The sequence below is a fragment of the Streptomyces sp. NPDC029526 genome (genome assembly GCF_040637405.1).
Taxonomy (GTDB): Bacteria; Actinomycetota; Actinomycetes; order Streptomycetales; family Streptomycetaceae; genus Streptomyces.
In genome coordinates, this window is record NZ_JBEZWE010000002.1 from 108,758 (window position 1) to 135,244 (window position 26,487).

The following is a 26,487-nucleotide window of genomic DNA, read 5'->3' on the forward strand; positions in this document are numbered from 1 at the left end:
CCCGTCTCCCACCCCACCACTCCCCCAGCGAGCGCTCCGCGCGCACCGCCTGATCAACCCTCACGAAAGGGACGCCGGTGACCGAGAAGGCCGACCTTCAGCCCATCCTCGACCGCGCCGCCGCCGGTGGGCGGATCACCCCCGAGGAGGCCGTGCTCCTCTACCGCGACGCCCCGCTGCACGCGCTGGGCTCCGCCGCCGACGCGGTGCGCCGCCGCCGCTACGCCGGGACCGAGCACATCGCGACGTACATCATCGAGCGCAACATCAACTACACGAACGTCTGCGTCACCGCGTGCCGGTTCTGCGCCTTCTACGCCGCGCCGAAGGACACCGCCAAGGGCTGGACCCGCGACCTCGACGACATCCTGCGCCGCTGCGCGGAGACCGTCGAACTCGGCGGCACCCAGATCATGTTCCAGGGCGGGCACCACCCGGACTACGGCGTGGAGTACTACGAGAAGCACTTCTCCGCGATCAAGAAGGAGTTCCCGCAGCTCGTCATCCACTCCCTGGGGGCGAGCGAGGTCGAGCACATGGCGCGGATCTCGAAGGTGTCGGTCGAGGAGGCCATCACCCGCATCCACGCGGCCGGGCTCGACTCCTTCGCCGGAGCCGGCGCCGAACTGCTGCCGGAGCGCCCCCGCAAGGCCATCGCGCCGCTGAAGGAGTCCGGCGAGCGCTGGCTGGAGATCATGGAGATCGCCCACACCCTGGGCGTGGAGTCCACCTCGACGATGCTGATGGGCACCGGCGAGACCAACGCCGAGCGCATCGAGCACCTGCGCATGATCCGCGACGTGCAGGACCGCACCGGCGGCTTCCGCGCGTTCATCCCGTACACCTACCAGCCCGAGAACAACCACCTGAAGGGCCGGACCCAGGCGACCCTCTTCGAGTACCTGCGGATGATCGCCATCGCCCGCCTGTTCCTCGACAACGTGGCGCACATCCAGGGCTCGTGGCTGACCACCGGCAAGGAGGCCGGCCAGCTGTCCCTGCACTACGGCGCGGACGACCTCGGCTCGATCATGCTGGAGGAGAACGTGGTCTCCTCGGCGGGTGCCAAGCACCGCTCCAACCGGCTGGAGATCATCGACCTCATCCGCCGGGCGGACCGGGTCCCCGCGCAGCGGTCGACCACGTACGAGCACCTGGTCGTGCACGACGACCCGGCGAACGACCCGGCCGACGACCGCGTGGTCTCGCACATCTCCTCCACGGCCATCGAGGGCGGCACCGCCCACCCGGAGCTGAAGCTCCTCGCCTCCAACTGACCGGGCCGTGCTGACGCTTCACGCGGCGGACCTCGTGGTCCCCGGGGGCGGGCGGCCCGCCGTGCCGGACGGGGCCGTGCTGGTGGACGGCCGCGTGCCGGCCGCCGTCGGCCCGTACGCGACGCTGGCCGCCGCCCACCCGGCGGCGCGCACCCGGCGCTGGCCGGGGCTGCTCACCCCGGGGTTCGTCCACCCCTGCGGTGCCGCGCTGCTGGAACGCGCCTACCACCCGGACCCGCGCGAGGCCGACGAACTGGGCACCGCCCCGCTGACCGGTGACGCCCTCGCCGCGCTCGCCCCGACCGAGGCCCGCTGGGGCGCCAGCGCCCGGCGCGGGGCGCAGCGGCTGCTGGCGCACGGCGTCGTCGCCGTGACCGGGCCGCTGCGGCGGCCCGCCGTGGTGGACGCCGTGCGGCGGGCGGGGCTGGGCGTCCTGCCGGGTCCCGCCGGTTCCGGCGGCACCGGGGACTGTGCCGGCCCGGCCGTCCTGGACCCGCTGGCCGGCCGGAGTCCGGCCGCCGTGGCGGCGCCCCCGCTCGTCGCGGGGCAGGGAACCGCCACGTTCGCCGTCTTCGACGTGCCCGACGAGGCCGCGCTGGCCGTCCGCGGCGCCGGGACCTGCGTGGCCACCGTCCTGGCCGGCCGCCTGGTGCACCGGCGGCGCTGAACGCCGGGTGGCGCGGCGGGCGCCGTGGGGCGGCCGGGGGCGGGCTGCCACAATGGGCCCGTGACCCGCGCATCCCTGGACAAGCAGCCGCACGAAGTCGCCTCGATGTTCGACGACGTGGCGGAACGCTACGACCTGACCAACGACGTGCTGTCCCTCGGCCAGGACCGCCGATGGCGCAAGGAGGTCGCCCGGGCCGTCGACGCGCGCCCCGCGCAGAAGATCCTCGACCTGGCGGCCGGCACCGGCACGTCCTCGCTGCCCTTCGCCCGCGCCGGGGCCTACGTGGTCCCCTGCGACTTCTCCCTCGGCATGCTCCGGGTCGGCAAGCGCAACCACGCGTGGCTCCCGCACACCGCCGGGGACGCCACCCGGCTGCCCTTCAAGGACGACGTGTTCGACGCCGTCACCATCTCCTTCGGGCTGCGCAACGTGCAGGACTTCGACGCCGCGCTGCGCGAGATGCACCGGGTGACCCGGCCCGGCGGGCGGATCGTCATCTGCGAGTTCTCGCACCCCACGTGGGCGCCGTTCCGCACCGTCTACACCGAGTACCTGATGCGCGCGCTGCCGCCGCTCGCGCGCACGGTGTGCACCAACCCGGACGCCTACGTCTACCTCGCCGAGTCCATCCGCGCCTGGCCCGACCAGCCCGCGCTGGCCGAGCGGCTGGGCAAGGCCGGCTGGTCCCGGGTCGCCTGGCGGAACCTGACCGGCGGCGTGGTCACCCTGCACCGGGGCTTCAAGGGGAGCTGACCGGCGGCGGGCCGGTCCCGGCCCGCGGCTCCGAGGCGCGCTGCGGACCGCGGGCCCCGCCTGCCCCCGGCTTGGACGCGGGCGGACGGGCGGCGGGCCCGGCCTGCGCCCGGCTTCGAGCGGAGCCGGCGCGGGTTGCGGTGACCGGGCCTTCCGGGGTCAGGGCGGACCGACGGGCAGCAGGTCCCGGCCGCACGGCGGCAGCGGGTCGCCCGGCCGGGGCGGGCGCGGTTCGTCCCGCGCGCACCGCAGTCCTCCGCCGGGCGGGCCGGACGCGCGCGGTTCGCGCACCCCGCCGCCGCCCTCTCCCTCGCCGAGGTCGAACCACACGTGGACCGGGGACGCGCGCGGCACCCGCGTGCCGGGCTGCGGGTACTGGCGCACGACGTGATCGACGACGACGAGGTGGAAGGCGGGCCGGTCCGGCGCGTCGAGGCGGAGGCCCCGCGCGCGGGCCGCCTCGCGCGCGTCCACGGCCATCAGGCCGACCAGGTGTGGTACGCGCACGTCGGGTGTCCCGGGTGTCACTGGCACGGACGTCACCCCCCAGCGGTACCGGCAGGGTAGACCCGCCGGGGCGTCCGCCGGAAGGCGCGTGTCGCGTTGAGTGACAGCGGATCACCGCGAGTGATCGTCAGGCGGGGTGCGGGGTGCGGGGTGCGGGGTGCGGGGTGCGGGGTTCGGGATGCCGGGTGCCGGGTGCCGGCGTCCGGTGTGCGGGGACGGGCCGGAGCCGTCACAGGGCCAGTCGGTAGCAGTGCCCCTTCCGGCGGGACACCGGCGTCGTGTACGTCTCGGCGAGGCGCATGCCGAGGCACCGGGTGACCGCAATGGAACGGGCGTTGCGGGCGTCCACCATCGCCACCACGTCCGCGACGCCGGCCGCGCGGACCCGCTCCAGGGTCTGCCGGGCCGCCGCGGTGACGTACCCCCGGCCCCAGAACCGCCGCCCCAGCCGCCAGCCGATCTCCGTCTCGCCGACGGGGCCCCAATCCCGCTCCCAGGGCTGCGCGCCGGTGAAGCCGATGACCTCGTCCGCCCCGTCGAGCAGGGTCCACAGGCAGAAGCCCCGTTCGGCGTCGTGCCGGCGCTGGCGGGCAGTGAGCTCCTCGTAGACCGACAACTCCGCGGGCCTGCCGCCCTGGAACTCCATGACCTCGGGGTCGGCGAAGAGGCGGTGCCACACGACGGCGTCCTCATGGGTGGGGACGCGGAACCGCACGACGGGGAGAGCTCTGGTCATCGAGGCAGCCCTTCAGCCGGGTGATCGATTCTCCTGCATAGACTGCCCCTGTCCCGTGCCGGCCGGCACCAGATTTCGAGCCTTGGGGAGAACCCGCCGTGACCGAGCCCCTCTCCGACAACACCGCCGACGTGATCGTCGTGGGCGCGGGGCCAGCCGGCTCCACCACCGCCTACCACCTGGCCAGGTCCGGCCTCGACGTGCTCCTGCTGGAGAAGACCGAGTTCCCGCGGGAGAAGGTCTGCGGCGACGGCCTCACCCCGCGCGCCACCAAGCAGCTCGTCGCCATGGGCATCGACATCTCCGAGGAGGCGGGCTGGCTGCGCAACAAGGGCCTGCGCATCATCGGCGGTGGCGTCCGGCTCCAGCTCGACTGGCCGGAACTCGCCTCCTTCCCCGACTACGGCCTGGTCCGCAAGCGCGACGACTTCGACGAACAGCTCGCCCGGCAGGCCCAGAAGGCCGGCGCCCGACTGTACGAGCGCTGCAACGTGGGCGCGCCGATCATCGACGACCGCACCGGCCGCATCACCGGCGTGAAGGCCAAGCTGGGCGAGGAGAAGCGCGAAGTCACCTTCCACGCCCCGCTGGTGGTGGCCGCCGACGGCAACTCCACCCGGCTGTCCCTGGCGATGGGCCTGCACCGGCGCGAGGACCGCCCGATGGGCGTCGCCGTCCGCACGTACTTCACCTCGCCCCGCCACGACGACGACTACCTGGAGTCCTGGCTGGAGCTGTGGGACCGCCGCGGTGCCCAGGACCGGCTGCTGCCGGGCTACGGCTGGATCTTCGGCATGGGCGACGGCACCAGCAACGTCGGCCTCGGCGTCCTCAACACCTCCGAGTCCTTCAAGGAGTTGGACTGGCGCGAGGTCCTCAAGGCGTGGTGCGCCTCGATGCCCGAGGAGTGGGGCTACACCCCGGACAACATGACCGGCCCGATCCGCGGCGCCGCGCTCCCCATGGCCTTCAACCGTCAGCCCCACTACACCCGCGGCCTGCTCCTGGTCGGCGACGCGGGCGGGCTGGTCAACCCGTTCAACGGTGAGGGCATCGCCTACGCCATGGAGTCCGCGCAGATCGCCGCCGAGGTCATCGTGCAGGCGCACGCGCGGGCGACCCCGGCCCAGCGGGAGTTCGCCCTCCAGCGCTACCCGCGCGTCCTGAAGGACACCTACGGCGGCTACTACACGCTCGGCCGTGCCTTCGTGAAGCTCATCGGCAACCCGAAGATCATGCAGATCGCCGCCCAGCGCGGACTCACCCACCCGATGCTGATGCGGTTCACCCTGAAGCTGCTCGCCAACCTGACCGACCCGACGGGCGGCGACGCCATGGACCGCATCATCAACGGCCTGAGCAAGGTGGCGCCGAAGGCCTGACCGGCGGGCGGTGCCCGTCGGTGCGCCTCGCACCGGCCGCGCGTCCGCGCACCGCCCGCGCGCCCGCGCACCGGCCGCGCGCCCGACGGGTCCGGCTCGCCCAGTGGCCCGGTCCGGACGTCGTCATGACGTCTGGGTGAACACCCCGCCGCTGGAGGACGCGTCGCCCACCTTCCCGTTCGCGCGCCGCATCGACCGGGTGGTCGAGGGCGCGAACGGTGAGGTCGCGCTGCCCGAGTGGGACGACCCCTGGGACGCGGACGAGACGAACGACTCCGCCTGGATCGTGCTCGACGCCGCCGACGGACCCGGCGACGACGGCACCCCGGGCACCCCGGGCGCCACGACACCGCCCGTGGACGACGAGGACGGCACGGGTGACGAGGACGGCAAGGACGGGACAGGCGGTGCGAGCGGGACGGACGGCACCTCGGGTGACGTCGGTGACGGCGGCACTCTCGCGTTCACCGGGGCAGGCGGCACGGCCCTGACCGACGGGGCCGCCCTGCCGGCGCCGGGCCTCGGCGCGGGCCTCACCCTGTTCCCGCGCCGGCGCGCGCGGCTGTCCGGCGGCACCGCCGTGTGAGGCGGAGGCCGTAGGGCGTGGCTGTGGGCGGCCGGGAGCCGGTGACGTACTCCCACCGGCCGCCGCAGCCCGTCGAGGCGCTCTGCGGGCCCGCCAGGGGCCGTGGAGCCGCTCCGCGCGGGCGGGAGGGCACGCCAAGGCGCCGCGGCAATGGGGTGATTCGGGCAATCCCGTGCAACTGCCCCCGCCCGGGGGGTGTTCCTCGCGGTTCCGCGTGCCCGTCGCGCCGCGGTCCGCCGGCGGTCACCCGTGCGGGTGGGGTGCCGGCCCTCGCCGGTCACCCCCGCGGGCGTCGCGCCGACCCGTTCGGGTCACCGCGCCGGCGTGGGCGATCCGTCCGAAGTGCCCCCGAAGGGGCGGGATGTGAACGGCGGAAGGCCGCTGCCCCCGAGCGGCAGCGGCCCTCCGGCGTTCCGGTCGTACGGCTCAGAGCACGCGCACGGCGCCCGACGCCGGGTAGCCCGAGAGGTCCTGGATGACGACGCCCTTGGAGGGGTTGGCCGCGTCCAGGTACTGGCCGTTACCGATGTAGACACCCGTGTGGTATGCGGAGCCCTTCCCGCCCCAGTACAGGATGTCGCCGACCTGGATCTGCGAGAGCGGGATGTCGGTGCCGACCGTCGACTGGTCCTGGGAGACGCGCGGCAGGTCGACGCCGACCTGCTTGAACGCGGCCTGCACCAGGCTGGAGCAGTCCCAGGCGTTGGGGCCGGTGGCGCCCATGACGTAGGCGTCGCCGACCTGCGCCTTGAGGAAGGCGATGACCGTGGCGACGCTGCCGCTGGCCGGCGCGGAGGCGGTCGTGGCGGCCGTGGCGGTGCTGGTGGACAGGTCCGGGCGGTCGGCGGTGCGCGTGGCGCGCTCCGCGGCGGCCTTGCGGGCGTCCTCGGCGGCCTTCTTCTTCGCCGCCGCCTTCTTCTTGGCCTCGGCGAGGTCCGCCTTGGCCTCCTTGGCCGCCTCGGCGGCGGCCGCGTCGCGCTCGGCCCGCAGCTGGTAGTTCGCGGCGGCCTGCTGCGTGGCGTCCGCGGACTGGGCGACCTGAGCGGCCAGGTCGGCCGTCAGGGTGGGCAGTTCGAGGGTCTGGGTCACCGGCTCGGCTGCGTTCGCCGAACCCGATGCGCCGGCCACTGCCAGGGTGCTGAGGACGCCACCGGCCACGCCGGCCCGCATCGCCATCGTGGTCTGTGCGGTGCGCCGGGGCTTCCGGTGGCTGCGTATGTGAGCGGTGTGGGACATGGGAACAACCGGTACCAGGGGCTCCTTCATATCCACAAGAAACGTGTGCTGCGCCACAGTTGTTCAACCGAGACCCCGAATCCCGGGCGTGTCGTTCCTTATTGACGCCGTAACGGACATTGCGGACGCCCGGTAATCGGCCTGTGATCACGGTCTTTCATCGTTACGCCCGAATTGCCCGCCACCTACCACCGGTTCCGCCGATTGGCCAAGCCCTCTTGTTCGGCCGGACCTGCGGATGTGGCGGAGGTCACGGAACGATTACCTCTGCGGCGGCGTCCCGGGGGCCGGCCGGGGCGGACGGCGGTGGTGATCCTCGGGAGGGCGTCGGGAGCGGTGTCGAGGGCGCGCGACTTCGTGAACGCGTGCACGTGTCCACATCGCTCCGCGCGGCCCCCCGCAGGTGTGAACGGCCTCTATCAAGAGATCCGGTCCAGCACCAATTTGCATGCAGGGGAAACCTCTTGATATGGAGACGCACCCCTCCGACCTGCACCGACGTGCCAAAATGTCACTTCTCGTGATCGCGCGGACGCTTCGCGTGCGAAGATCACCGCTCATCCGACTTCATGATCGTTCGTCAGGTGGCAGAGATCACAAAGGTAGTGGGATACCCCGTGTCGCAGATCACAGACCACCGGGCATAGGATGCGGAGCAGTTGGGCTTGTGACCTGCTTCACATGTTCTCGATCTTCGCCGGGGCGGGCGTGGTTCGAGAGGTTGCTGAGGCAGGTGGGAAGCCCGACGCGCCAGCAGTCAGTGCCGACTGAGAGGAGCGAGGAGCGGTGAACGCGTATGCGCCCATCCTCGTACTGGGAGCCCTCGGGGCAGGCTTTGCGATCTTCTCCGTGGTCATGGCCACGCTGATCGGTCCGAAGCGCTACAACCGCGCCAGGCTCGAGGCCTACGAATGCGGAATCGAGCCGACCCCCACGCCGGCCGGCGGCGGGCGCTTCCCGATCAAGTACTACCTGACGGCGATGCTCTTCATCATCTTCGATATCGAGATCGTCTTCCTCTACCCCTGGGCCGTCAGCTTCGACGCCCTGGGGATCTTCGGGCTCGTGGAGATGCTGCTCTTCGTGCTCACCGTCTTCGTCGCGTACGCGTACGTATGGCGGCGCGGCGGCCTGGAATGGGACTGAGGGGTTAGCCATGGGACTCGAAGAAAAGCTGCCGAGCGGCTTCCTGCTGACCACCGTCGAGCAGGCCGCGGGGTGGGTGCGCAAGTCGTCCGTCTTCCCCGCCACGTTCGGCCTCGCCTGCTGTGCCATCGAGATGATGACCACCGGCGCCGGCCGTTACGACCTGGCCCGCTTCGGCATGGAGGTCTTCCGCGGCTCGCCCCGGCAGGCGGACCTGATGATCGTGGCCGGCCGGGTCAGCCAGAAGATGGCGCCGGTGCTGCGGCAGGTCTACGACCAGATGCCGAACCCGAAGTGGGTGATCTCCATGGGGGTCTGCGCCTCCTCGGGCGGCATGTTCAACAACTACGCGATCGTCCAGGGCGTCGACCACGTCGTCCCGGTCGACATCTACCTGCCCGGCTGCCCGCCCCGCCCCGAGATGCTCCTGGACGCGATCCTCAAGCTGCACCAGAAGATCCAGAACTCCAAGCTCGGCGTGAACGCCGAGGAGGCGGCCCGCGAGGCGGAGGAGGCGGCGCTCAAGGCCCTGCCCACCATCGAGATGAAGGGGCTGCTGCGATGAGCGACGCGCACCACGCGGGGGACGGCGTGAACCCCGAGAAGGACCTCTCCGCGCAGAACCTCCCCGGCCAGCGCGGCGACGGCGGCGAGGAGATCCGCGTCCAGCGCGGCATGTTCGGCGCCAACAACGGAGGCGACACCTCCGGTTACGGCGGGCTGGTCCGCCCGGTCCGGCTCCCGGGACCGTCGAGCCGCCCCTACGGCGGTTGGTTCGACGAGGTCGCCGACGAACTCGAGGGCGCGCTGGAGGAGCAGGACCTCCTCCCGGACAACGCCATCGGGAAGACCGTCGTCGACCGCGGCGAACTCACCTTCCACGTCGAGCGCGAGCACCTCGTGCGGGTGGCGAAGACCCTCCGCGACGACCCCGCCCTGCGCTTCGAGCTGTGCACCGGCGTCAGCGGCGTGCACTACCCGAACGACAAGGGGCGCGAGCTGCACGCCGTCTACCACCTGCGCTCGATCACCCACAACCGGGTGATCCGCCTGGAGGTCAGCGCGCCCGACAGCGACCCGCACATCCCGTCGCTGTTCTCGGTCTACCCGACCAACGACTGGCACGAGCGCGAGACGTACGACTTCTTCGGCATCGTCTTCGACGGTCACCCGGCCCTGACGCGGATCATGATGCCGGACGACTGGCAGGGCCACCCGCAGCGCAAGGACTACCCCCTCGGCGGCATCCCCGTCGAGTACAAGGGCGCCCAGATCCCGGCTCCGGACCAGCGGAGGTCGTACTCATGAGCACGCACACCCCCTCTTCCGCCTCGGCCCGCGACACCACCGAAGGTCCCGTCTACACGGTGACCGGCGGCGACTGGGACGAGATCGTCGAGGCCGCGGCCCGCGCCGACGACGAACGCATCGTCGTCAACATGGGCCCCCAGCACCCCTCCACCCACGGAGTGCTGCGGCTGATCCTGGAGATCGACGGCGAGACCGTCACCGAGGCCCGCGCGGGCATCGGCTACCTCCACACCGGCATCGAGAAGAACCTCGAGTACCGCACGTGGACGCAGGGCACCACCTTCGTGACGCGCATGGACTACCTGACGCCGTTCTTCAACGAGACGGCGTACTGCCTCGCGGTCGAGAAGCTGCTCGGCATCGAGGACCAGGTACCCGACCGCGCCTCGGTCATCCGGGTGCTCCTGATGGAGCTGAACCGGCTCTCCTCCCACCTGGTGGCCATCGCCACCGGCGGCATGGAGCTCGGCGCCACCACGATCATGATCTACGGGTTCCGGGACCGTGAACTCGTGCTCGACGTCTTCGAGCTGATCACGGGCCTGCGGATGAACCACGCCTACATCCGCCCCGGCGGGCTCGCCCAGGACCTGCCGCCCGGCGCGGTGGACCAGATCCGCGAGCTCGTGAAGAAGATGCGCAAGAACCTCCCGGAGTACGACGCGCTCGCCACCGGGAACCCCATCTTCAAGGCCCGGCTGCAGGACGTCGGCTACCTCGACCTGGCCGGCTGCATGGCCCTCGGCGCCACCGGCCCGGTGCTGCGCTCCACCGGCCTGCCCCACGACCTGCGCAAGGCCCAGCCGTACTGCGGCTACGAGACCTACGACTTCGAGGTCCCGACCGCCGACACCTGCGACTCCTACGGGCGGTTCCTGATCCGCCTGGAGGAGATGCGCCAGTCGCTGAACATCATCGAGCAGTGCCTGGACCGGCTCCGGCCCGGCCCGGTCATGGTCGCCGACAAGAAGATCGCCTGGCCCGCCCAGCTCGCCCTGGGACCGGACGGCCTGGGCAACTCCCTGGACCACATCAAGCAGATCATGGGCACCTCCATGGAGGCCCTGATCCACCACTTCAAACTGGTCACCGAGGGCTTCCGGGTCCCGCCCGGCCAGGCGTACACGGCGGTCGAGTCGCCCAAGGGCGAACTCGGGGTGCACGTCGTCTCCGACGGCGGCACCCGCCCCTACCGGGTCCACTTCCGCGACCCGTCCTTCACCAACCTGCAGGCCATGGCGGCGATGTGCGAGGGCGGCCAGGTCGCCGACGTCATCGTCGCCGTCGCGTCCATCGACCCCGTGATGGGAGGCGTCGACCGGTGACCACCTCTTCTTCGGAGCGGGGCGTCAGCCTGGGCATGCCCGAACTGCCCGCACCCGACTACCCCGACGACGTCCGCGCCCGGCTGGAGGCGGACGCGCGCGAGATCGTCGCCCGCTACCCCGACTCCCGGTCCGCCCTCCTGCCCCTGCTGCACCTGGTGCAGTCGGAGGAGGGCCACGTCACGCGCACCGGGATGCGGTTCTGCGCGGACGTCCTCGGCCTGACCACGGCCGAGGTGACCGCCGTCGCGACCTTCTACACCATGTACCGGCGCAAGCCGAGCGGCGACTACCAGGTCGGGGTGTGCACCAACACCCTGTGCGCCGTCATGGGCGGCGACCAGATCTTCGAGGAGCTCCAGGAGCACCTCGGCGTCGGCAACGGCGAGACCACCGGCGACGGCAAGGTCACGCTGGAGCACATCGAGTGCAACGCGGCCTGCGACTTCGCGCCCGTGGTGATGGTGAACTGGGAGTTCTTCGACAACCAGACGCCCGAGAGCGCCAAGCGCATGGTGGACGACCTGCGGGCCGGCCGCCCGGTGGCGCCCACCCGCGGGGCCCCGCTGTGCACCTTCAAGGAGACCGCCCGGATCCTCGCCGGCTTCCCCGACGAGCGGGACGGCGCCGTCGAGGCCACCGGAGGGGCCGGACCCGCCTCCCTGGCCGGGCTGAAGCTCGCCAAGGGCGAGGCCCCGCCCGCCCGCGTGGTCCACCCGCGTGGCGAGGCGCGCCACGAGGCCCCGCCGCACGAGCCGTCGCCCACCGAGCACCTCAGCTCGCACGACGCGCCGCAGGACACCGCGGCCTCCGACCCCGCCCACCCGTCACCCACCACCTCCCGTGACCCGGAGACACCGCCCCGTCCCTCCGGCCCCACGGGATCCGCTGCCGAGGAGGGGGAGTGATGACCTTGGCACCCGAACTCAAGGACACCGGCCCGGAGAAGCTGCTCGCACCCGTGCTGTCCGCCTTCTGGGACCAGGACCGCTCCTGGACCCTGGACACCTACCGCAGACACGACGGGTACGAGGGGCTCCGCAAGGCGCTCGCCATGACGCCCGACGAGGTCATCGCCTACGTCAAGGACTCCGGCCTGCGCGGACGCGGCGGCGCCGGCTTCCCCACCGGCATGAAGTGGCAGTTCATCCCGCAGGGCGACGGCAAGCCCCACTACCTCGTGGTCAACGCCGACGAGTCCGAGCCCGGCACCTGCAAGGACATCCCGCTCCTCTTCGCCAACCCGCACAGCCTCATCGAGGGCATCGTCATCGCCTGCTACGCCATCCGGTCGTCGCACGCCTTCATCTACCTCCGGGGCGAGGTCGTGCCCGTGCTGCGGCGGCTGCACGAGGCCGTGCGCGAGGCGCGGGAAGCCGGCTTCGTCGGCGAGAACGTCCTGGGCAGCGGACTCGACCTCGAACTCACCGTGCACGCGGGGGCGGGCGCGTACATCTGCGGTGAGGAGACCGCGCTGCTCGACTCGCTCGAAGGCCGCCGCGGCCAGCCGCGGCTGCGTCCTCCCTTCCCCGCGGTCGCGGGGCTCTACGCGTGCCCCACTGTGGTGAACAACGTCGAGTCCATCGCCTCGGTTCCCGCCATCATGAACCGGGGCAAGGACTGGTTCCGCTCCATGGGCAGCGAGAAGTCCCCCGGCTTCACGCTCTACTCCCTCAGCGGCCACGTCGCCCAGCCCGGCCAGTACGAGGCACCGCTCGGCATCACCCTGCGCCAGCTGCTGGAGATGAGCGGCGGCATGCGCCCGGGCCACCGGCTGAAGTTCTGGACCCCGGGCGGCTCGTCCACACCGCTGCTCACCGACGAGCACCTCGACGTCCCCCTGGACTACGAGGGGGTGGGCGCCGCCGGTTCCATGCTCGGCACCAAGGCGCTGCAGTGCTTCGACGAGACCACCTGCGTGGTCCGCGCCGTGACCCGCTGGACCGAGTTCTACGCCCACGAGTCCTGCGGCAAGTGCACGCCGTGCCGCGAGGGGACGTACTGGCTGGTGCAGTTGTTGCGGGACATCGAGGCCGGCAAGGGCCGGATGTCCGACCTGGACAAGCTGAACGACATCGCCGACAACATCAACGGCAAGGCGTTCTGCGCCCTCGGCGACGGCGCCGCCTCGCCGATCTTCTCCTCGCTGAAGTACTTCCGCGAGGAGTACGAGCAGCACATCACGGGCCGTGGCTGCCCCTTCGACCCGGCCGAGTCGACGGCCTGGGCCGACCGTACGGAGGTGCACGCATGACTGTGACCACCAACGCTCCCTCCGGCGGGGGAGAGGCGGCGGTCCCGCCCGAGGACCTGGTGACGCTGACCATCGACGGCGTCGAGATCAGCGTGCCCAAGGGCACCCTGGTCATCCGGGCCGCCGAACAGCTCGGCATCGAGATCCCCCGGTTCTGCGACCACCCCCTCCTCGACCCGGTCGGCGCCTGCCGCCAGTGCATCGTCGAGGTGGAGGGGCAGCGCAAGCCGATGGCCTCCTGCACCATCACCTGCACCGACGGGATGGTGGTGAGGACCCAGCTCACCTCGCCGGTCGCCGAGAAGGCGCAGAAGGGGATGCTGGAGTTCCTGCTCATCAACCACCCCCTGGACTGCCCGGTCTGCGACAAGGGCGGCGAGTGCCCGCTGCAGAACCAGTCCATGTCGCACGGGCACGCCGAGTCCCGCTTCGAGGGCACCAAGCGCACCTACGAGAAGCCCGTCCCCATCTCCACCCAGGTCCTGCTCGACCGCGAGCGGTGCGTGCTGTGCGCGCGCTGCACCCGGTTCTCCGTGCAGGTCGCGGGCGACCCGATGATCGAACTGCTGGAGCGGGGCGCCCTGCAGCAGGTCGGCACCGGCGAGGGCGACCCCTTCGAGTCGTACTTCTCCGGCAACACCATCCAGATCTGCCCGGTCGGCGCGCTCACCTCGGCGGCCTACCGCTTCCGCGCCCGCCCCTTCGACCTGGTCTCCTCGCCGTCGGTGTGCGAGCACTGCTCCGGCGGCTGCGCCACCCGCACCGACCACCGGCGCGGCAAGGTCATGCGGCGCCTCGCGGGCAACGACCCCGAGGTCAACGAGGAGTGGATCTGCGACAAGGGCCGCTTCGGGTTCCGCTACGCGCAGCAGCGCGACCGGCTCCACACCCCGCTGGTCCGCAACGCCGAGGGCGAACTGGAGCCCGCCTCCTGGCCGGAGGCGCTGCAGATCGCCGCCCAGGGGCTGCTCGCCTCCCGGGGCCGCACCGGCGTCCTGACCGGCGGCCGGCTCACCGTCGAGGACGCCTACGCGTACAGCAAGTTCGCGCGGGTGGCCCTGGGCACCAACGACATCGACTTCCGGGCGCGGGTGCACAGCGGCGAGGAGGCCGACTTCCTGGCCGCCCGGGTCGCCGGACGCGGCCGTGACCTGGACGGCACGGGCGTCACCTACACGGCGCTGGAGAAGGCGCCCGCCGTGCTGCTGGTCGGGTTCGAGTCGGAGGAGGAGGCGCCCGGCGTCTTCCTGCGGCTGCGCAAGGCCTGGCGCAAGCGCGGCCAGCGCACCTTCGCGCTGGCCACCCACGCCACCCGCGGCCTGGAGAAGGCGGGCGGCACGCTCCTGCCCGCCGCCCCCGGCACCGAGACCGAGTGGCTGGACGCCCTCGCGAGCGGCGTCGGCCTGGAGGGCGACGGGGCCGCCGCGGCCGAGGCGCTGCGCGCCGACGGCGCGGTGATCGTCGTCGGCGAGCGGCTCGCGGCCGTCGCGGGCGGCCTGACCGCCGCCGTCCGGACGGCGACCGCGACCGGCGCCAGGCTGGCGTGGATCCCGCGCCGCGCCGGGGAGCGGGGCGCGATCGAGGCGGGCGCCCTGCCCACCCTGCTGCCGGGCGGACGTCCGGCGACCGACCCGCGGGCGCGGGAGGAGGTCGCCGCCGCCTGGGGCGTCGCCGAACTCCCGCTCCGCTTCGGCCGCGACACCACCGGGATCGTCGAGGCCGCCGCCGACGGCCAGCTGCAGGCGCTGCTGGTGGCCGGGGTCGAGGTCGCCGACCTGCCCGATCCGGCCCGCGCGCGGGAGGCCCTGGCCGAGGCCGGGTTCGTGGTCTCCCTGGAGCTGCGGCCCGGTGAGGTCACCGCGCTCGCCGACGTGGTGCTGCCGGTCTCCCCGGTCGTCGAGAAGGACGGCACCTTCCTCAACTGGGAGGGCCGGGCCCGCCTGTTCGAGGCGTCGATCAAGCCCGACCAGATGACCCGCCGCCCCGCGCCGACCGACGCACGGGTGCTGCAGATGCTGGCCGACGCCATGGACGTCCACCTGGGCCTGCCCGACCTGCGCACCCTGCGCGCGGAGCTGGACCGGCTCGGCACCTGGGACGGCCCGCGGGCCACCGACCCGGAGGACCGGGCGGGCGCGCTGCCCCGGCCCGCCGCCGGCGAGGCGGTGCTGGCCGGGCACCGGCTGCTGCTCGACCAGGGCCTGCTCCAGCAGGGCGACGAGGCGCTCGCCGGTACCCGGCACGCCGCGCTCGCCCGCCTCTCGGCCGCCACGGCCGCCGAGGCCGGCGTCAAGGACGGCGACCTGCTCGCGGTCACCGGCACCACCGGGACGGTCGCGCTGCCGCTGGCCGTCACCGAGATGCCCGACCGCGTGGTGTGGCTCCCGCTGAACTCGGCCGGCGACGGCGTCGCCTCCGACACCGGGGCGCTGCCCGGCTCCCTCGTCCGCATCGGCCCGGCGACCGGCGCCGGCGAGGCCCCCCAGGAGGTGGAGGCATGATGTACCTCTCCGCCGAAGACCTCTCGATGTTCGGCCGCGACCCCTGGTGGCTGGTCGTCGTCAAGGCGGTGTTCTGCTTCGCGTTCCTGATGGTGACGGTGCTGATCGCCATCGTGATGGAGCGCAAGTTCGTCGCCTGGATGCAGCTGCGCATCGGCCCCAACCGCAACGGCCCCTGGGGCATGCTCCAGTCGCTCGCCGACGGCGTGAAACTGATGCTCAAGGAAGACGTCGTCGTCAAGCGCGCCGACAAGGCGGTCTACATCCTGGCGCCGATCGTGGCCGCCATCCCGGCCTTCATGGCGATCGCCGTGATCCCCTTCGGGCCGGCCGGCAACGAGATCTCCATCTTCGGCCAGCGCACCACGATGCAGCTCACCGACCTGCCGATCGCGATGCTCTACATCCTCGCGGTCGCCTCGATCGGCATCTACGGCATCATGCTGGCGGGCTGGAGCTCCGGCTCCACGTACCCGCTGCTGGGCGGTCTGCGCTCGTGCGCGCAGATGATCTCCTACGAGATCGCGATGGGCCTCGCCTTCGCCTCGGTCTTCCTCTACTCGGGGTCGATGTCGACCTCGCAGATCGTGGAGCAGCAGACCGACCGCTGGTACATCCTGCTGCTGCCCATCTCCTTCATCATCTACATCGTCACCATGGTCGGCGAGACCAACCGCGCCCCGTTCGACATGCCGGAGTCCGAGGGCGACCTGGTCGGCGGCTTCAACACCGAGTACTCGTCGATCAAGTTCGCGATGTTCATGCTCGCCGAGTACATCAACATGGTGACCGTCGCGGCCGTGGCGACCACGCTGTTCCTGGGCGGCTGGCGGGCCCCCTGGCCCGTCAGCACCTTCTGGGAGGGCGCCAACCACGGCTGGTGGCCGATGCTCTGGTTCGTCCTCAAGGTCCAGATGCTGCTGTTCTGCTTCGTCTGGCTGCGCGGCACGCTCCCCCGGGTGCGCTACGACCAGCTGATGAAGCTGGGCTGGAAGGTGCTCATCCCGGTCGCGCTGGCCTGGCTGATGCTCGTCGCCACCGTCCGCGCCCTGCGCAACGAGAACGTGGCCTTCGCCGACATCGCGCTCTACATCGGCGGCGCGGTCCTCGCCCTGCTGCTGCTCTCCTTCGTCGCGGACCTGTTCCGCGACAAGGCCAGGCGGGCGGAGCAGGCCGCCGCCGAACCCCCGGCCGCGTTCGACCCGATGGCGGGCGGGTTCCCCGTACCGCCGCTGCCCGGACAGGAACTGCCGCCGGTGCCCCGCCGCCGCCCCCGCCGGGAGCGGGAGCTGATTGTCAGTGGTGGTCCAGATACTCGGAGTGACGAATCTTCGAGCGGATCCACGGATGGAAAGGAGGCGTCCGATGGCTGAGGAGCCCAAGGAGGCCGGGCAGACCAAGCCCGGTTTCCTGAACCCCGTGGCCGGCTTCGGCGTGACCTTCAAGGCCATGTTCAAGAAGCGGCTCACCGAGCAGTACCCCGAGCAGCAGAAGACCACCGCTCCGCGCTTCCACGGACGGCACCAGCTCAACCGCCATCCGGACGGCCTGGAGAAGTGCGTCGGCTGCGAGTTGTGCGCCTGGGCCTGTCCCGCCGACGCGATCTACGTGGAGGGCGCGGACAACACCGAGGAGGAGCGCTACTCGCCGGGCGAGCGGTACGGCCGCGTCTACCAGATCAACTACGCCCGCTGCATCCTGTGCGGGCTGTGCATCGAGGCGTGCCCCACGCGGGCGCTGACGATGACCAACGAGTTCGAACTGGCCGACTCCAGCCGGGCCGACCTCATCTACACCAAGGAGCAGCTGCTCGCCGGCCTGGAGGAGGGCATGGTGGACAGCCCGCACGCCATGTACCCGGGCACCGACGAACAGGACTACTACCGGGGCCTGGTGACCGAGGCCGCCCCCGGCACGGAGCGCCAGGTCGCCCACTCGAAGGGGGAGGTCGTCCAGGAGGCCGACTCGACCTTCGGCCCGGACGAACCGGCGTCGGAGCAGGTGATCGGCCGATGACCGCGCTCGCCGCCTACACCACCTCCACCGGCGAGGCCGTCCAGTTCTGGATCCTGGGCACGATCGCCGTGATCGGCGCCCTGTGCACCGTCTTCATGAAGCGGGCCGTGCACAGCGCGCTGTGCCTCGCCGGCACGATGATCATCCTGGCGGTGTTCTACCTCGCCAACGGCGCCTACTTCCTGGGCGTCGTGCAGATCGTCGTCTACACCGGCGCGGTCATGATGCTGTTCCTGTTCGTGGTGATGCTGGTCGGCGTCACCGCGGCGGACTCCCTGAAGGAGACCATCAAGGGCCAGCGCTGGCTGGCCCTGCTGTGCATGGCCGGCTTCGGCATCCTGCTGGTCGGCGGCATCGGCAACGCCTCCCTCACGGAGTTCAACGGCATCGGCGCGGCGAACGCCGGCGGCAACGTGGAGGGCATCGCCGCCCTCCTGTTCACCCGCTACGTGTTCGCCTTCGAGATCACCGGCGCCCTGCTCATCACGGCCGCCGTCGGCGCGATGGTGCTCACCCACCGTGAGCGCACCGAGCGCGCCCGGACCCAGCGGGAGCTGGCCGAACAGCGGGTCCGCGAGGGCAAGTACCTCCCGCCGCTGCCCGCCCCCGGCGTGTACGCGCGGCACAACGCCGTGGACATCGCCGGCCTGCTGCCCGACGGCACGCCCTCCGACCTCACGGTCAGCGCCACGCTGCGCGAGCGGGGCCAGATCCGTGACGTGTCGCAGGAGGCGATGAACGACCTGCGGGCGCTGGAGCAGCGCGCGGAGGAGCGCCTGGGCCGCACGGCGATCGAAGCCGGACCGTTCAAGGGGACCGAGGAGGGGCAGAAGTGAACCCGGTCAACTACCTCTACCTCGCCGCCCTGCTCTTCACGATCGGCGCCACCGGCGTACTGATCAGGCGCAACGCGATCGTGGTGTTCATGTGCATCGAGCTCATGCTCAACGCCTGCAACCTCGCCTTCGTCGCCTTCTCCCGCATGCACGGCAACCTCGACGGCCAGATCATCGCCTTCTTCACGATGGTCGTCGCCGCCGCGGAGGTCGTGGTCGGGCTGGCGATCATCGTGTCCCTGTTCCGTTCCCGCCACTCGGCCTCGGTCGACGACGCCAGCCTGATGAAGCTGTGAGGGGCTGCTGAATCGTGGAGAACCTGATTGCGCTGCTGGTGGCGGCGCCCCTGCTCGGAGCGGCGGTCCTGCTGTGCGGCGGCCGCAGACTGGACGCCGTCGGCCACTGGATCGGCACGGCCCTGGCCGGCGTCTCCTTCGCGGTCGGCCTGGTGCTGTTCACCGACCTGCTGGGCCGGGACGCGGCCGACCGCACCGTCACCCAGCACCTGTTCAGCTGGATCCCGGTGGAGGGATTCCAGGCCGACATCGCCTTCCGGCTCGACCAGCTGTCGATGACGTTCGTCCTGCTGATCACCGGCGTCGGCTCGCTGATCCACCTCTACTCCGTCGGGTACATGGAGCACGACGAGCGGCGCCGCCGCTTCTTCGGCTTCCTGAACCTCTTCCTCGCGGCGATGCTCCTGCTGGTCCTCGCCGACAACTACCTGCTGCTGTACTTCGGCTGGGAGGGCGTCGGTCTCGCCTCCTACCTGCTGATCGGCTTCTGGCAGCACAAGCCCAGCGCGGCGACCGCCGCCAAGAAGGCCTTCCTGGTCAACCGGGTCGGCGACATCGGCCTGTCCATCGCGATCATGATGATGTTCGCCTGGTTCGGCACCTTCGCCTTCGGCCCGGTCCTCGGCTCCGAGGGGGAGCCGGGGCTCGCCTCGGCCGCCGGTGAGGGCAAGCTCACCGCGATCGGCCTGATGCTGCTGCTGGCCGCCTGCGGCAAGTCCGCCCAGGTGCCGCTGCAGTCCTGGCTCGGCGACGCGATGGAGGGCCCGACCCCGGTCTCCGCCCTCATCCACGCCGCGACCATGGTGACCGCGGGCGTCTACCTGATCGTCCGCTCCGGGGCCATCTTCAACGGCGCCCCGGACGCGCAGCTCGTCGTCACCATCGTCGGCGCGGTCACGCTGCTGTTCGGTGCGATCGTCGGTTGCGCCAAGGACGACATCAAGAAGGCGCTGGCCGGCTCGACCATGTCGCAGATCGGCTACATGGTCCTGGCCGCGGGCCTCGGCCCCATCGGCTACGTCTTCGCGATCATGCACCTGGTGACGCACGGCTTCTTCAAGGCCGGCCTGTTCCTCGGCGCCGGCTCGGTCATGCACGGCATGAACGACGAGGTCGACATGCGCCGTTACGGCGGCCTCAGGAAGTACATGCCGGTCACCTTCGTCACCTTCGGCCTCGGCTACCTCGCCATCATCGGCTTCCCGGGCCTGTCCGGCTTCTTCTCCAAGGACAAGATCATCGAGTCGGCCTTCGCCAAGGGCGGCACCGAGGGCTGGATCCTCGGCGCCTGCGCCCTGCTGGGCGCGGCCATCACCGCGTACTACATGACGCGCGTGATGCTGATGACGTTCTTCGGCGAGGAGCGCTGGCGCAACGCCCCGACGCCGTCCCCGGCGGCGCCGGACGTGGAGCCCGCCGCCGAGACGCGCGGCGAGTACACCCCGCCGCACCCGCACGAGTCCCCGAAGGTCATGACGGTCCCGATGATCGTGCTGGCCGTCGGATCGGTCGCCGGCGGTGCCTTCTTCAGCATCGGCGACCGCTTCCTGAACTGGCTGGAGCCGGTCACCGGGTACGACCACGGCCACTCCCCGCTCAGCGCCCTGACGGTCACGCTGGCAACGGTCGCCGTGATGGTCGTCGGTGTGGCCGTCGCCTGGGCCCAGTACGGGCGCCGCCCGGTCCCGGCGGTCGCCCCGCGCGGCTCGCTCCTCACCCGGGCCGCCCGCCGCGACCTCCTCCAGGACGACTTCAACCACGTCGTCCTGGTCCGCGGCGGCGAACACCTCACGCGTTCGCTGGTGTACGTCGACCACACCCTGGTCGACGGCGTCGTCAACGGGACGGCGGCCTCGTTCGGCGGCCTGTCCGGCCGGATGCGCCGCCTGCAGAACGGCTTCGCCCGCTCCTACGCGGTCTCCATGTTCGGCGGCGCGGCGGTCCTGGTCGCCGCGACCCTGCTGATGAGGGCGGTCTGATACCGATGTCCTTTCCTCTGCTGACAGCGACGGCGGCGCTCCCGGCCATCGGGGCGATCGCCACGGCCGCCGTACCGGCCTCCAAGCGCACGGCCGCCAAGTGGCTGGCCCTGCTGGTCTCGCTCGCCACGCTCGCGCTGGCGGTCGTCATCCTGGTGCGCTTCGAACCGGGCGGCGACCGCTACCAGCTCACGGAGTCGCACGCCTGGATCGCGGACTTCGGGGTCCGCTACGACCTGGCGGTGGACGGCATCTCGGTCGCGCTGATCGCGCTGACCGCCCTGCTGATCCCGTTCATCGTGCTGGCGTCCTGGCACGACGCCGACCCGCTGGAGACGGGCAGCAAGCGGTGGCGGCCGACGCAGGGCTTCTTCGCCCTGATCCTCGCCATCGAGGCGATGGTGATCCTCGCCTTCACGGCCACCGACGTCTTCCTCTTCTACATCCTGTTCGAAGCCATGCTGATCCCGCTGTACTTCCTGATCGGCGGCTTCGGGGACCGGGCGCACGAACACGGCGAGAAGGCCGGCGCCACCCAGCGGTCCTACGCGGCGGTGAAGTTCCTCCTCTACAACCTGGCCGGCGGACTGATCATGCTGGCCGCGGTGATCGGCCTGTACATGGTCGCCGGGAGCTTCTCCCTCCCCGAGATCGCCGAGGCGCGGGCCAACGGCTCGCTGGAGATGGCACAGAGCACCGAACGCTGGCTGTTCCTCGGCTTCTTCTTCGCGTTCGCGGTGAAGGCGCCGCTGTGGCCGCTGCACACCTGGCTGCCCAACGCCATGGGGGAGTCGACCGCCCCGGTCGCCGTGCTCATCACGGCGGTCGTGGACAAGGTGGGCACCTTCGCGATGCTGCGCTTCTGCCTCGGGCTGTTCCCGGAGGCCAGCCAGTGGGCGACCCCGGTCGTCCTGGTGCTCGCCGTCATCAGCATCATCTACGGGGCGCTGCTCGCGGTGGGCCAGCGCGACATCAAGCGGCTGATCGCCTACGCGTCGATCTCCCACTTCGGCTTCATCGTGATGGGCATCTTCGCGCTGACCAGCCAGGGCCAGTCCGGCGCCACGCTGTACATGGTCAACCACGGCATCTCGACGGCGTTGCTGCTGCTGGTCGCCGGGTTCCTGATCTCGCGGCGCGGCTCCCGGCTCATCGCCGACTACGGCGGGGTGCAGAAGGTGGCCCCGGTACTGGCCGGCACCTTCCTGATCGGCGGTCTGGCGACGCTGTCGCTGCCGGGTCTGGCGCCGTTCGTCAGCGAGTTCCTGGTGCTGGTCGGCACGTTCACCCGCCATCCGGCGATCGCCATCGTCGCGACCCTGGGCATCGTGCTCGCCGCCCTGTACACCCTCGTCCTCTACCAGCGGACCATGACGGGCCCGGTGAAGCCGGAGGTCGCCAAGCTGCCGGACCTGCGGCTGCGTGAGATCGCGGTGGTGACACCGCTGATCGTGCTGCTGCTGTTCCTGGGCGTCTATCCGAAGCCCGTCACGGACATCGTGAACCCGGCGGTGCAGCACACCCTGTCCGACGTGGACCAGAAGGACCCCCAGCCCGAGGTGGAGGCGGCCAAGTGAGCGCAACAGCCATCCACAGCCTGTGGACGACGGCGGCCGAACCGATCGCGAAGATCGACGCGCCGAAGATCGAGTACGCCCAGCTGGCGCCCACGCTGATCGTCGTCGGCGCGGCCGTCGTCGGCATCCTCATCGAGGGCCTGGTGCCGCGGAAGGCGCGGTACCACGCGCAGATGTTCGTCGCCGCGGTCGCCCTCACCGCCGCCTTCGCCGCCGTGGTGGCGCTGGCGGTCGACGGCTACGGCACGACGAAGGCGGGCATCGCGGCGATGGGCGCCATCGCCGTCGACGGCCCCGCCCTGTTCCTCCAGGGCGTCATCCTGCTGACCGCCCTGGTCGGCCTGTTCACCTTCGCCGAACGCCGGCTCGACCCGGAGGCCCACGGCAACCGGGTCGACTCCTTCGCCGCCCAGGCCGCCGCCGTACCCGGCAGCGACCAGGAGAAGAAGGCGGTCAAGGCCGGCTTCACCACCACCGAGGTGTTCCCGCTCCTGCTGTTCGCGGTCGCGGGCATGCTGGTCTTCCCCGCCGCCAACGACCTGCTGACGCTGTTCGTGGCGCTGGAAGTGCTCTCCCTCCCGCTGTACCTGCTCTGCGCGCTGGCCCGCCGCAAGCGGCTCATCTCGCAGGAGGCGGCGGTCAAGTACTTCCTGCTCGGCGCGTTCGCCTCGGCGTTCATGCTGTTCGGCATCGCCCTGCTGTACGGCTACGCCGGCTCGATGTCGTACGCCACGATCGCGCAGGTCGTCGAGGGCACCGTCCAGGACGTCAGCCCGGCGCTCGCGGGCACCATGGGCAACGACGCGCTGCTGCTCGTCGGCAGCGCCCTCGTGGTGATGGGCCTGCTGTTCAAGGTGGGTGCCGTCCCGTTCCACATGTGGACCCCCGACGTCTACCAGGGCGCCCCGACGCCGGTCACCGGCTTCATGGCCGCCGCCACCAAGACGGCCGCCTTCGGCGCCCTGCTGCGCATCCTCTACGTGGTCCTGCCCGGACTGCGCTGGGACTGGCGGCCGGTGATGTGGGGCGTCGCGATCGCCACCATGCTGATCGGTGCGATCGTCGCCATCACCCAGACCGACATCAAGCGGCTCCTGGCGTACTCGGCGATCTCCCACGCGGGCTTCATCCTCGCGGGCGTCATCGCCGCCACTCCGGACGGCGTGTCGTCGGTGCTGTTCTACCTGGCGGCGTACTCCTTCGTCACGATGGGCGCCTTCGCCGTGGTCACCCTCGTCCGCGACGCGGGCGGTGAGGCCACGCACCTGTCCAAGTGGGCCGGCCTGGGCCGCCGTTCGCCGCTGGTGGCGGCGGTGTTCGCGGTGTTCCTGCTGGCCTTCGCCGGTATCCCGCTCACCGCGGGCTTCACCGGCAAGTTCGCCGTCTTCAAGGCGGCGGCGGAGGGCGGCGCCGTGCCGCTGGTCGTGGTCGGTGTGATCGCCTCGGCCATCGCCGCGTTCTTCTACATCCGGGTGATCGTCCTGATGTTCTTCAGCGAACCCCGCCCGGAGGGCCCGACCGTCGCCGTGCCGTCACCGCTGACGATGACGGCGATCGCGGTCGGCGTGGCGGTCACGGTGGTGCTCGGCGTGGCGCCGCAGTACTTCCTGGACCTGGCCGGCACGGCGGGGGTGTTCGTGCGCTGACGCGCGGTGGCGCCTCTGCCGCGAGTACGCCGAGGGGTCCGGGTCTCCGCGAGGGGGGCCGGGCCCTTCGGCGTGCGAGCACCGGCGACGCGGCGCGTCACTGTCTTCCTGGTCACGGCCCTGGAGGTACACCTTCAGCGAATGCACCGCCGAGCCTCGGCCGCACCGGGATGCCCCTGTCGTGGATGGTGTGCCTCCGGGTTTGCCGACAGCTCCCTGGAGGACTCCCGGTCTCAGGCCTTGGCCGCTGCAACCTCACGCACTCGGCTGGACAGAGCCCGCACGGCCCGTGTCTTGGCGTACGGCGCGAGCTCCTTGCGCATCGTGGCGAAATGGTCGTCGCCACGGACGGACGACACATGCTCGTATTCGTCCAGGAACCGGCTCCACGACTCGCACGAGGTTTCCAGGTGCCCGTACCTGAGTTGTCGCTGCGCCAGGAGCGCGTAGGCGTGGACACGGCCTTGCCGTTCGTTGGCCGGCTGGACCTTGATGGACTGCCGTAGGGCGCTGATGCTGCCGGGCAGGTCGTTCTCCTCCAACAGCACATGAGAGACGTGGAAGAGGTAGGCGGTCTGGTCGTACCCGCCGATCGCGTCGCGCCGGTCGTCGGCCTTCGCGAGCGCAGTCTCGGCCTCCCGGAGCCGGGTGTGCGCCTGGCGGCGGTCCCCGACCATGCTCGCCGCGTGGGCCTGTTGCCCGCGCAGGAACGCCACCAGACGCGGGCCCGCCGACGGTGCGGCCTCGGCCGCGGAGTCCGCCAGCTCCAGCGACATCCGCCCGTGTCGCAGGTTCGACGCCTGGAGCGACATCCCGCGCAGTGTGCGGCAGTAGGTGACGTGGTCGTCCGCCTCGTTGGCGAGTTTGAGTGCTTGGGAGTAGTACGTCTGGCCAAGGCCGTGGGCCTTCTCGTACATGGCCATCCAGCCGGTCAGGTACGTCAGGTCCGATGCTGCGGCAAGCATGCTCCGTTTCACCGGGGCGGAAGCCTGCGCCCTGAGCCATGGGCCGACGGTGTTGACGAGGAATGCAGCCGCCATGGGGCGGGCGTGGCCGGCGCCGAGCTCATCGAGGATGTCGGCGATCCGCTCCGTCATGGAGCGAACCGAAGCGACTTGGGATGCACCGATCCGGACGGTGGCCTTGCCGGGAGCGACCGGATCACTGGCGGCTCGCGCCGTGTGTTGGAACACAGGCACGGAGAGCGCCGCAGAGAACAGAGTCGCGGCCAGGACGCCGCGACGGGATGGGTCCATGTCCGCCCTTCCTAGGTCAACCAACTCCTCCACAGTGTCGACTGGTTGGGAGCCGTCGGCCGAAACGGCGGGCTGTAAGCCTGCTTCCGCGTGGGAGACCGGCCGCCCCAGCCGGGCGGACAACGCCTCAAGGATCAAAGGCCTGACCTGCGGCTTTGGCGGCGTTCCGGCGATCCAGTGTGCAACGGCCGTCCGGTCGTAAGACAGTTCGAGTCCGGCCTGTGGGCCGAGCCTGTTCACCTGCTGGGCGAGCTGCGTGCGCGTCCATCGTGCCTGCTCAAGCAGCCTGTCCAAGGCAGGGTTGGGCGTGCGTTTCCTCGTGGCCATGTCCTCAACTCCCGACAGCTCCATGGCGTTCACGGTGTTCACGGTCCCACCTGGCCCCAACGGTACCCGCAGACAGTGACCGAGCGGTTACCTCTTACGAGTCACGTACCGATCCAGGCCCTTGGGAGCAAAGGTGACCAGCGCACCACCAACGAGAGGAGGCGCCGCCACGGCGGCCGAAGGCCTCTGTCATGAGCACCCGCCCAAGCGTCCGCGCTTGGCCGACGACCAGATGAGCGTGTGCTTCGAGGTCTCCCCGTCCCGGAACGGGAGCGGTATCCCCGAGAACGACGCACGCCGCGTGAGGATGGCCCGGCAGGTGACCGCGGCCCGACTGCGGTACTGCGGCCTGGAGGCGCTGGTCGACGACGCCACGCTCATCGTCTCCGAGCTGGTCACCAATGCCATCCAGCACGGGGAGGGAGCGCAGGTCACGTTGACCGTGACGGTCCGCGACGGCTTCCTGCGCTTGGCCGTGCATGACGAGACGACCGGTCGGCCGGTCATCCGCACAGCCGACGACTACGCCGAACGCGGCCGCGGGCTGTTCCTCGTCGACCGCCTCGCCGCTGCCCACGGCGGCACCTGGGGAACCAGCGACGACGGAACCACAACCTGGTGCTGTCTCGCGGTCTCCGGCGGCCGCCCGTGACCGCTCCTGGCGCCGTCCGGCGCTTCTCTCGCCCTGTGCCGCGATGGACGCCGTAACCAACCCTGTCCGGACAGCACACCTAGGCCCGGGCCAGTGGCGCTCCACCGCGGCCTGGGGTTCACCGAGGTGGAGCTGCGCGAGGACTACTACGGGCGGGGTGCGGACCGCCTCGTCCTGGTGCTCGGCCTTCCGGCCCGAGGCGGCGGCGGGCGCGACCG

At 71.3% G+C, this 26,487-nt stretch carries 24 protein-coding genes; 20 read left to right on the forward strand and 4 right to left on the reverse strand.

What is annotated here, in order from left to right; genetic code table 11:
* The first annotated feature begins 77 nt into the window (after positions 1 to 77).
* From mqnC to AB0F01_RS06080, 3 genes are read left to right on the forward strand one after another with little or no spacing between them, the layout of a single operon-like run.
* Positions 78 to 1,277, forward strand: a complete 1,200-nt coding sequence (gene mqnC / locus AB0F01_RS06070) for a cyclic dehypoxanthinyl futalosine synthase (RefSeq protein WP_362090431.1) — start codon at positions 78 to 80, stop codon at positions 1,275 to 1,277.
* A gap of 7 nt (positions 1,278 to 1,284) precedes the next feature.
* A complete protein-coding gene (locus AB0F01_RS06075) occupies positions 1,285 to 1,944 on the forward strand; it encodes a hypothetical protein (protein WP_362090433.1) in 660 nt (219 codons plus the stop codon).
* 60 nt (positions 1,945 to 2,004) lie between these two features.
* A complete protein-coding gene (locus tag AB0F01_RS06080; protein ID WP_362090435.1) occupies positions 2,005 to 2,700 on the forward strand; it encodes a demethylmenaquinone methyltransferase in 696 nt (231 codons plus the stop codon).
* Between the two features lie 159 nt (positions 2,701 to 2,859).
* On the opposite strand, the gene AB0F01_RS06085 is transcribed toward AB0F01_RS06080, so the two are convergent.
* On the reverse strand, positions 2,860 to 3,207 hold the full coding sequence (locus AB0F01_RS06085) for a PASTA domain-containing protein (protein ID WP_362090437.1): 348 nt from the start codon (positions 3,205 to 3,207) through the stop codon (positions 2,860 to 2,862).
* 229 nt (positions 3,208 to 3,436) lie between these two features.
* Complete coding sequence (locus AB0F01_RS06090) at positions 3,437 to 3,943, reverse strand: GNAT family N-acetyltransferase (protein WP_362090439.1); 507 nt, start codon at positions 3,941 to 3,943, stop codon at positions 3,437 to 3,439.
* Between the two features lie 98 nt (positions 3,944 to 4,041).
* Here AB0F01_RS06090 and AB0F01_RS06095 point away from each other — a divergent pair, with 98 nt between their 5' ends.
* Both AB0F01_RS06095 and AB0F01_RS06100 read left to right on the forward strand, forming a co-directional pair.
* Positions 4,042 to 5,325, forward strand: coding sequence for a geranylgeranyl reductase family protein (locus AB0F01_RS06095; protein WP_362090440.1), 1,284 nt, complete (start codon positions 4,042 to 4,044; stop codon positions 5,323 to 5,325).
* A gap of 136 nt (positions 5,326 to 5,461) precedes the next feature.
* Positions 5,462 to 5,911 carry a hypothetical protein gene (locus AB0F01_RS06100; protein ID WP_362090442.1) on the forward strand — a complete coding sequence of 150 codons (450 nt, stop codon included), beginning with the start codon at positions 5,462 to 5,464 and terminating at the stop codon, positions 5,909 to 5,911.
* A gap of 426 nt (positions 5,912 to 6,337) precedes the next feature.
* Here the strand turns inward: AB0F01_RS06100 and AB0F01_RS06105 are convergent, their stop codons facing one another.
* On the reverse strand, positions 6,338 to 7,177 hold the full coding sequence (locus tag AB0F01_RS06105) for a C40 family peptidase (protein WP_362090444.1): 840 nt from the start codon (positions 7,175 to 7,177) through the stop codon (positions 6,338 to 6,340).
* 756 nt (positions 7,178 to 7,933) lie between these two features.
* On the opposite strand from AB0F01_RS06105, the gene AB0F01_RS06110 reads away from it, so the two are divergent.
* From AB0F01_RS06110 to nuoN, 14 genes are read left to right on the forward strand one after another with little or no spacing between them, the layout of a single operon-like run.
* The gene (locus AB0F01_RS06110; protein WP_164337649.1) at positions 7,934 to 8,293 is read left to right on the forward strand and encodes an NADH-quinone oxidoreductase subunit A; all 360 of its coding nucleotides are present in this window, start codon (positions 7,934 to 7,936) and stop codon (positions 8,291 to 8,293) included.
* 10 nt (positions 8,294 to 8,303) lie between these two features.
* Entirely contained in the window at positions 8,304 to 8,858 is a 555-nt protein-coding gene (locus AB0F01_RS06115; RefSeq protein ID WP_004984689.1) for an NADH-quinone oxidoreductase subunit B, read from the forward strand.
* Complete coding sequence (locus tag AB0F01_RS06120; RefSeq protein WP_362090447.1) at positions 8,855 to 9,601, forward strand: NADH-quinone oxidoreductase subunit C; 747 nt, start codon at positions 8,855 to 8,857, stop codon at positions 9,599 to 9,601. Before AB0F01_RS06115 ends, AB0F01_RS06120 begins: the two co-directional genes overlap by 4 nt.
* A complete protein-coding gene (locus AB0F01_RS06125; protein ID WP_362090449.1) occupies positions 9,598 to 10,929 on the forward strand; it encodes an NADH-quinone oxidoreductase subunit D in 1,332 nt (443 codons plus the stop codon). Before AB0F01_RS06120 ends, AB0F01_RS06125 begins: the two co-directional genes overlap by 4 nt.
* Entirely contained in the window at positions 10,926 to 11,837 is a 912-nt protein-coding gene (nuoE, locus tag AB0F01_RS06130; RefSeq protein WP_362090451.1) for an NADH-quinone oxidoreductase subunit NuoE, read from the forward strand. Before AB0F01_RS06125 ends, nuoE begins: the two co-directional genes overlap by 4 nt.
* Positions 11,834 to 13,183 (forward strand): NADH-quinone oxidoreductase subunit NuoF, encoded by a 1,350-nt coding sequence (gene nuoF / locus AB0F01_RS06135; RefSeq protein WP_362090453.1) that lies wholly within the window; start codon positions 11,834 to 11,836, stop codon positions 13,181 to 13,183. Before nuoE ends, nuoF begins: the two co-directional genes overlap by 4 nt.
* The gene (locus tag AB0F01_RS06140) at positions 13,180 to 15,684 is read left to right on the forward strand and encodes an NADH-quinone oxidoreductase subunit G (RefSeq protein ID WP_362090455.1); all 2,505 of its coding nucleotides are present in this window, start codon (positions 13,180 to 13,182) and stop codon (positions 15,682 to 15,684) included. Before nuoF ends, AB0F01_RS06140 begins: the two co-directional genes overlap by 4 nt.
* The gene (gene nuoH / locus AB0F01_RS06145) at positions 15,681 to 17,057 is read left to right on the forward strand and encodes an NADH-quinone oxidoreductase subunit NuoH (protein ID WP_362090457.1); all 1,377 of its coding nucleotides are present in this window, start codon (positions 15,681 to 15,683) and stop codon (positions 17,055 to 17,057) included. Before AB0F01_RS06140 ends, nuoH begins: the two co-directional genes overlap by 4 nt.
* On the forward strand, positions 17,050 to 17,700 hold the full coding sequence (gene nuoI, locus AB0F01_RS06150) for an NADH-quinone oxidoreductase subunit NuoI (RefSeq protein WP_362090459.1): 651 nt from the start codon (positions 17,050 to 17,052) through the stop codon (positions 17,698 to 17,700). The genes nuoH and nuoI overlap by 8 nt, the downstream gene beginning before the upstream one ends.
* Positions 17,697 to 18,536: an NADH-quinone oxidoreductase subunit J gene (locus tag AB0F01_RS06155; protein ID WP_362090461.1), complete on the forward strand. Its 840-nt coding sequence runs from the start codon at positions 17,697 to 17,699 to the stop codon at positions 18,534 to 18,536. The genes nuoI and AB0F01_RS06155 overlap by 4 nt, the downstream gene beginning before the upstream one ends.
* On the forward strand, positions 18,533 to 18,832 hold the full coding sequence (gene nuoK, locus AB0F01_RS06160; RefSeq protein ID WP_003974374.1) for an NADH-quinone oxidoreductase subunit NuoK: 300 nt from the start codon (positions 18,533 to 18,535) through the stop codon (positions 18,830 to 18,832). The genes AB0F01_RS06155 and nuoK overlap by 4 nt, the downstream gene beginning before the upstream one ends.
* A 14-nt stretch (positions 18,833 to 18,846) precedes the next feature.
* The gene (gene nuoL, locus AB0F01_RS06165) at positions 18,847 to 20,811 is read left to right on the forward strand and encodes an NADH-quinone oxidoreductase subunit L (protein WP_362090463.1); all 1,965 of its coding nucleotides are present in this window, start codon (positions 18,847 to 18,849) and stop codon (positions 20,809 to 20,811) included.
* A gap of 5 nt (positions 20,812 to 20,816) precedes the next feature.
* Positions 20,817 to 22,388: an NADH-quinone oxidoreductase subunit M gene (locus AB0F01_RS06170; protein ID WP_362090465.1), complete on the forward strand. Its 1,572-nt coding sequence runs from the start codon at positions 20,817 to 20,819 to the stop codon at positions 22,386 to 22,388.
* On the forward strand, positions 22,385 to 24,034 hold the full coding sequence (nuoN, locus tag AB0F01_RS06175) for an NADH-quinone oxidoreductase subunit NuoN (RefSeq protein WP_362090466.1): 1,650 nt from the start codon (positions 22,385 to 22,387) through the stop codon (positions 24,032 to 24,034). The genes AB0F01_RS06170 and nuoN overlap by 4 nt, the downstream gene beginning before the upstream one ends.
* 233 nt (positions 24,035 to 24,267) lie before the next feature.
* Here the strand turns inward: nuoN and AB0F01_RS06180 are convergent, their stop codons facing one another.
* Complete coding sequence (locus tag AB0F01_RS06180; protein WP_362092434.1) at positions 24,268 to 25,617, reverse strand: hypothetical protein; 1,350 nt, start codon at positions 25,615 to 25,617, stop codon at positions 24,268 to 24,270.
* Positions 25,618 to 25,834: 217 nt separating this feature from the next.
* Between AB0F01_RS06180 and AB0F01_RS06185 the strand changes: the two genes are divergently transcribed.
* On the forward strand, positions 25,835 to 26,269 hold the full coding sequence (locus tag AB0F01_RS06185) for an ATP-binding protein (RefSeq protein ID WP_362090468.1): 435 nt from the start codon (positions 25,835 to 25,837) through the stop codon (positions 26,267 to 26,269).
* The last annotated feature ends 218 nt before the right edge of the window (positions 26,270 to 26,487 follow it).

Coding starts and splice junctions, on each gene's coding strand:
- AB0F01_RS06090 (WP_362090439.1), bottom strand. CDS start 3,943: ATGACCAGAGCTCTCCCCGTCGTGCGGTTCCGCGTCCCCACCCATGAG.
- AB0F01_RS06105 (WP_362090444.1), bottom strand. CDS start 7,177: ATGAAGGAGCCCCTGGTACCGGTTGTTCCCATGTCCCACACCGCTCAC.
- AB0F01_RS06115 (WP_004984689.1), top strand. CDS start 8,304: ATGGGACTCGAAGAAAAGCTGCCGAGCGGCTTCCTGCTGACCACCGTC.
- AB0F01_RS06120 (WP_362090447.1), top strand. CDS start 8,855: ATGAGCGACGCGCACCACGCGGGGGACGGCGTGAACCCCGAGAAGGAC.
- AB0F01_RS06125 (WP_362090449.1), top strand. CDS start 9,598: ATGAGCACGCACACCCCCTCTTCCGCCTCGGCCCGCGACACCACCGAA.
- AB0F01_RS06140 (WP_362090455.1), top strand. CDS start 13,180: ATGACTGTGACCACCAACGCTCCCTCCGGCGGGGGAGAGGCGGCGGTC.
- nuoH (WP_362090457.1), top strand. CDS start 15,681: ATGATGTACCTCTCCGCCGAAGACCTCTCGATGTTCGGCCGCGACCCC.
- nuoI (WP_362090459.1), top strand. CDS start 17,050: ATGGCTGAGGAGCCCAAGGAGGCCGGGCAGACCAAGCCCGGTTTCCTG.
- AB0F01_RS06155 (WP_362090461.1), top strand. CDS start 17,697: ATGACCGCGCTCGCCGCCTACACCACCTCCACCGGCGAGGCCGTCCAG.
- AB0F01_RS06170 (WP_362090465.1), top strand. CDS start 20,817: ATGTCCTTTCCTCTGCTGACAGCGACGGCGGCGCTCCCGGCCATCGGG.
- AB0F01_RS06180 (WP_362092434.1), bottom strand. CDS start 25,617: ATGGCCACGAGGAAACGCACGCCCAACCCTGCCTTGGACAGGCTGCTT.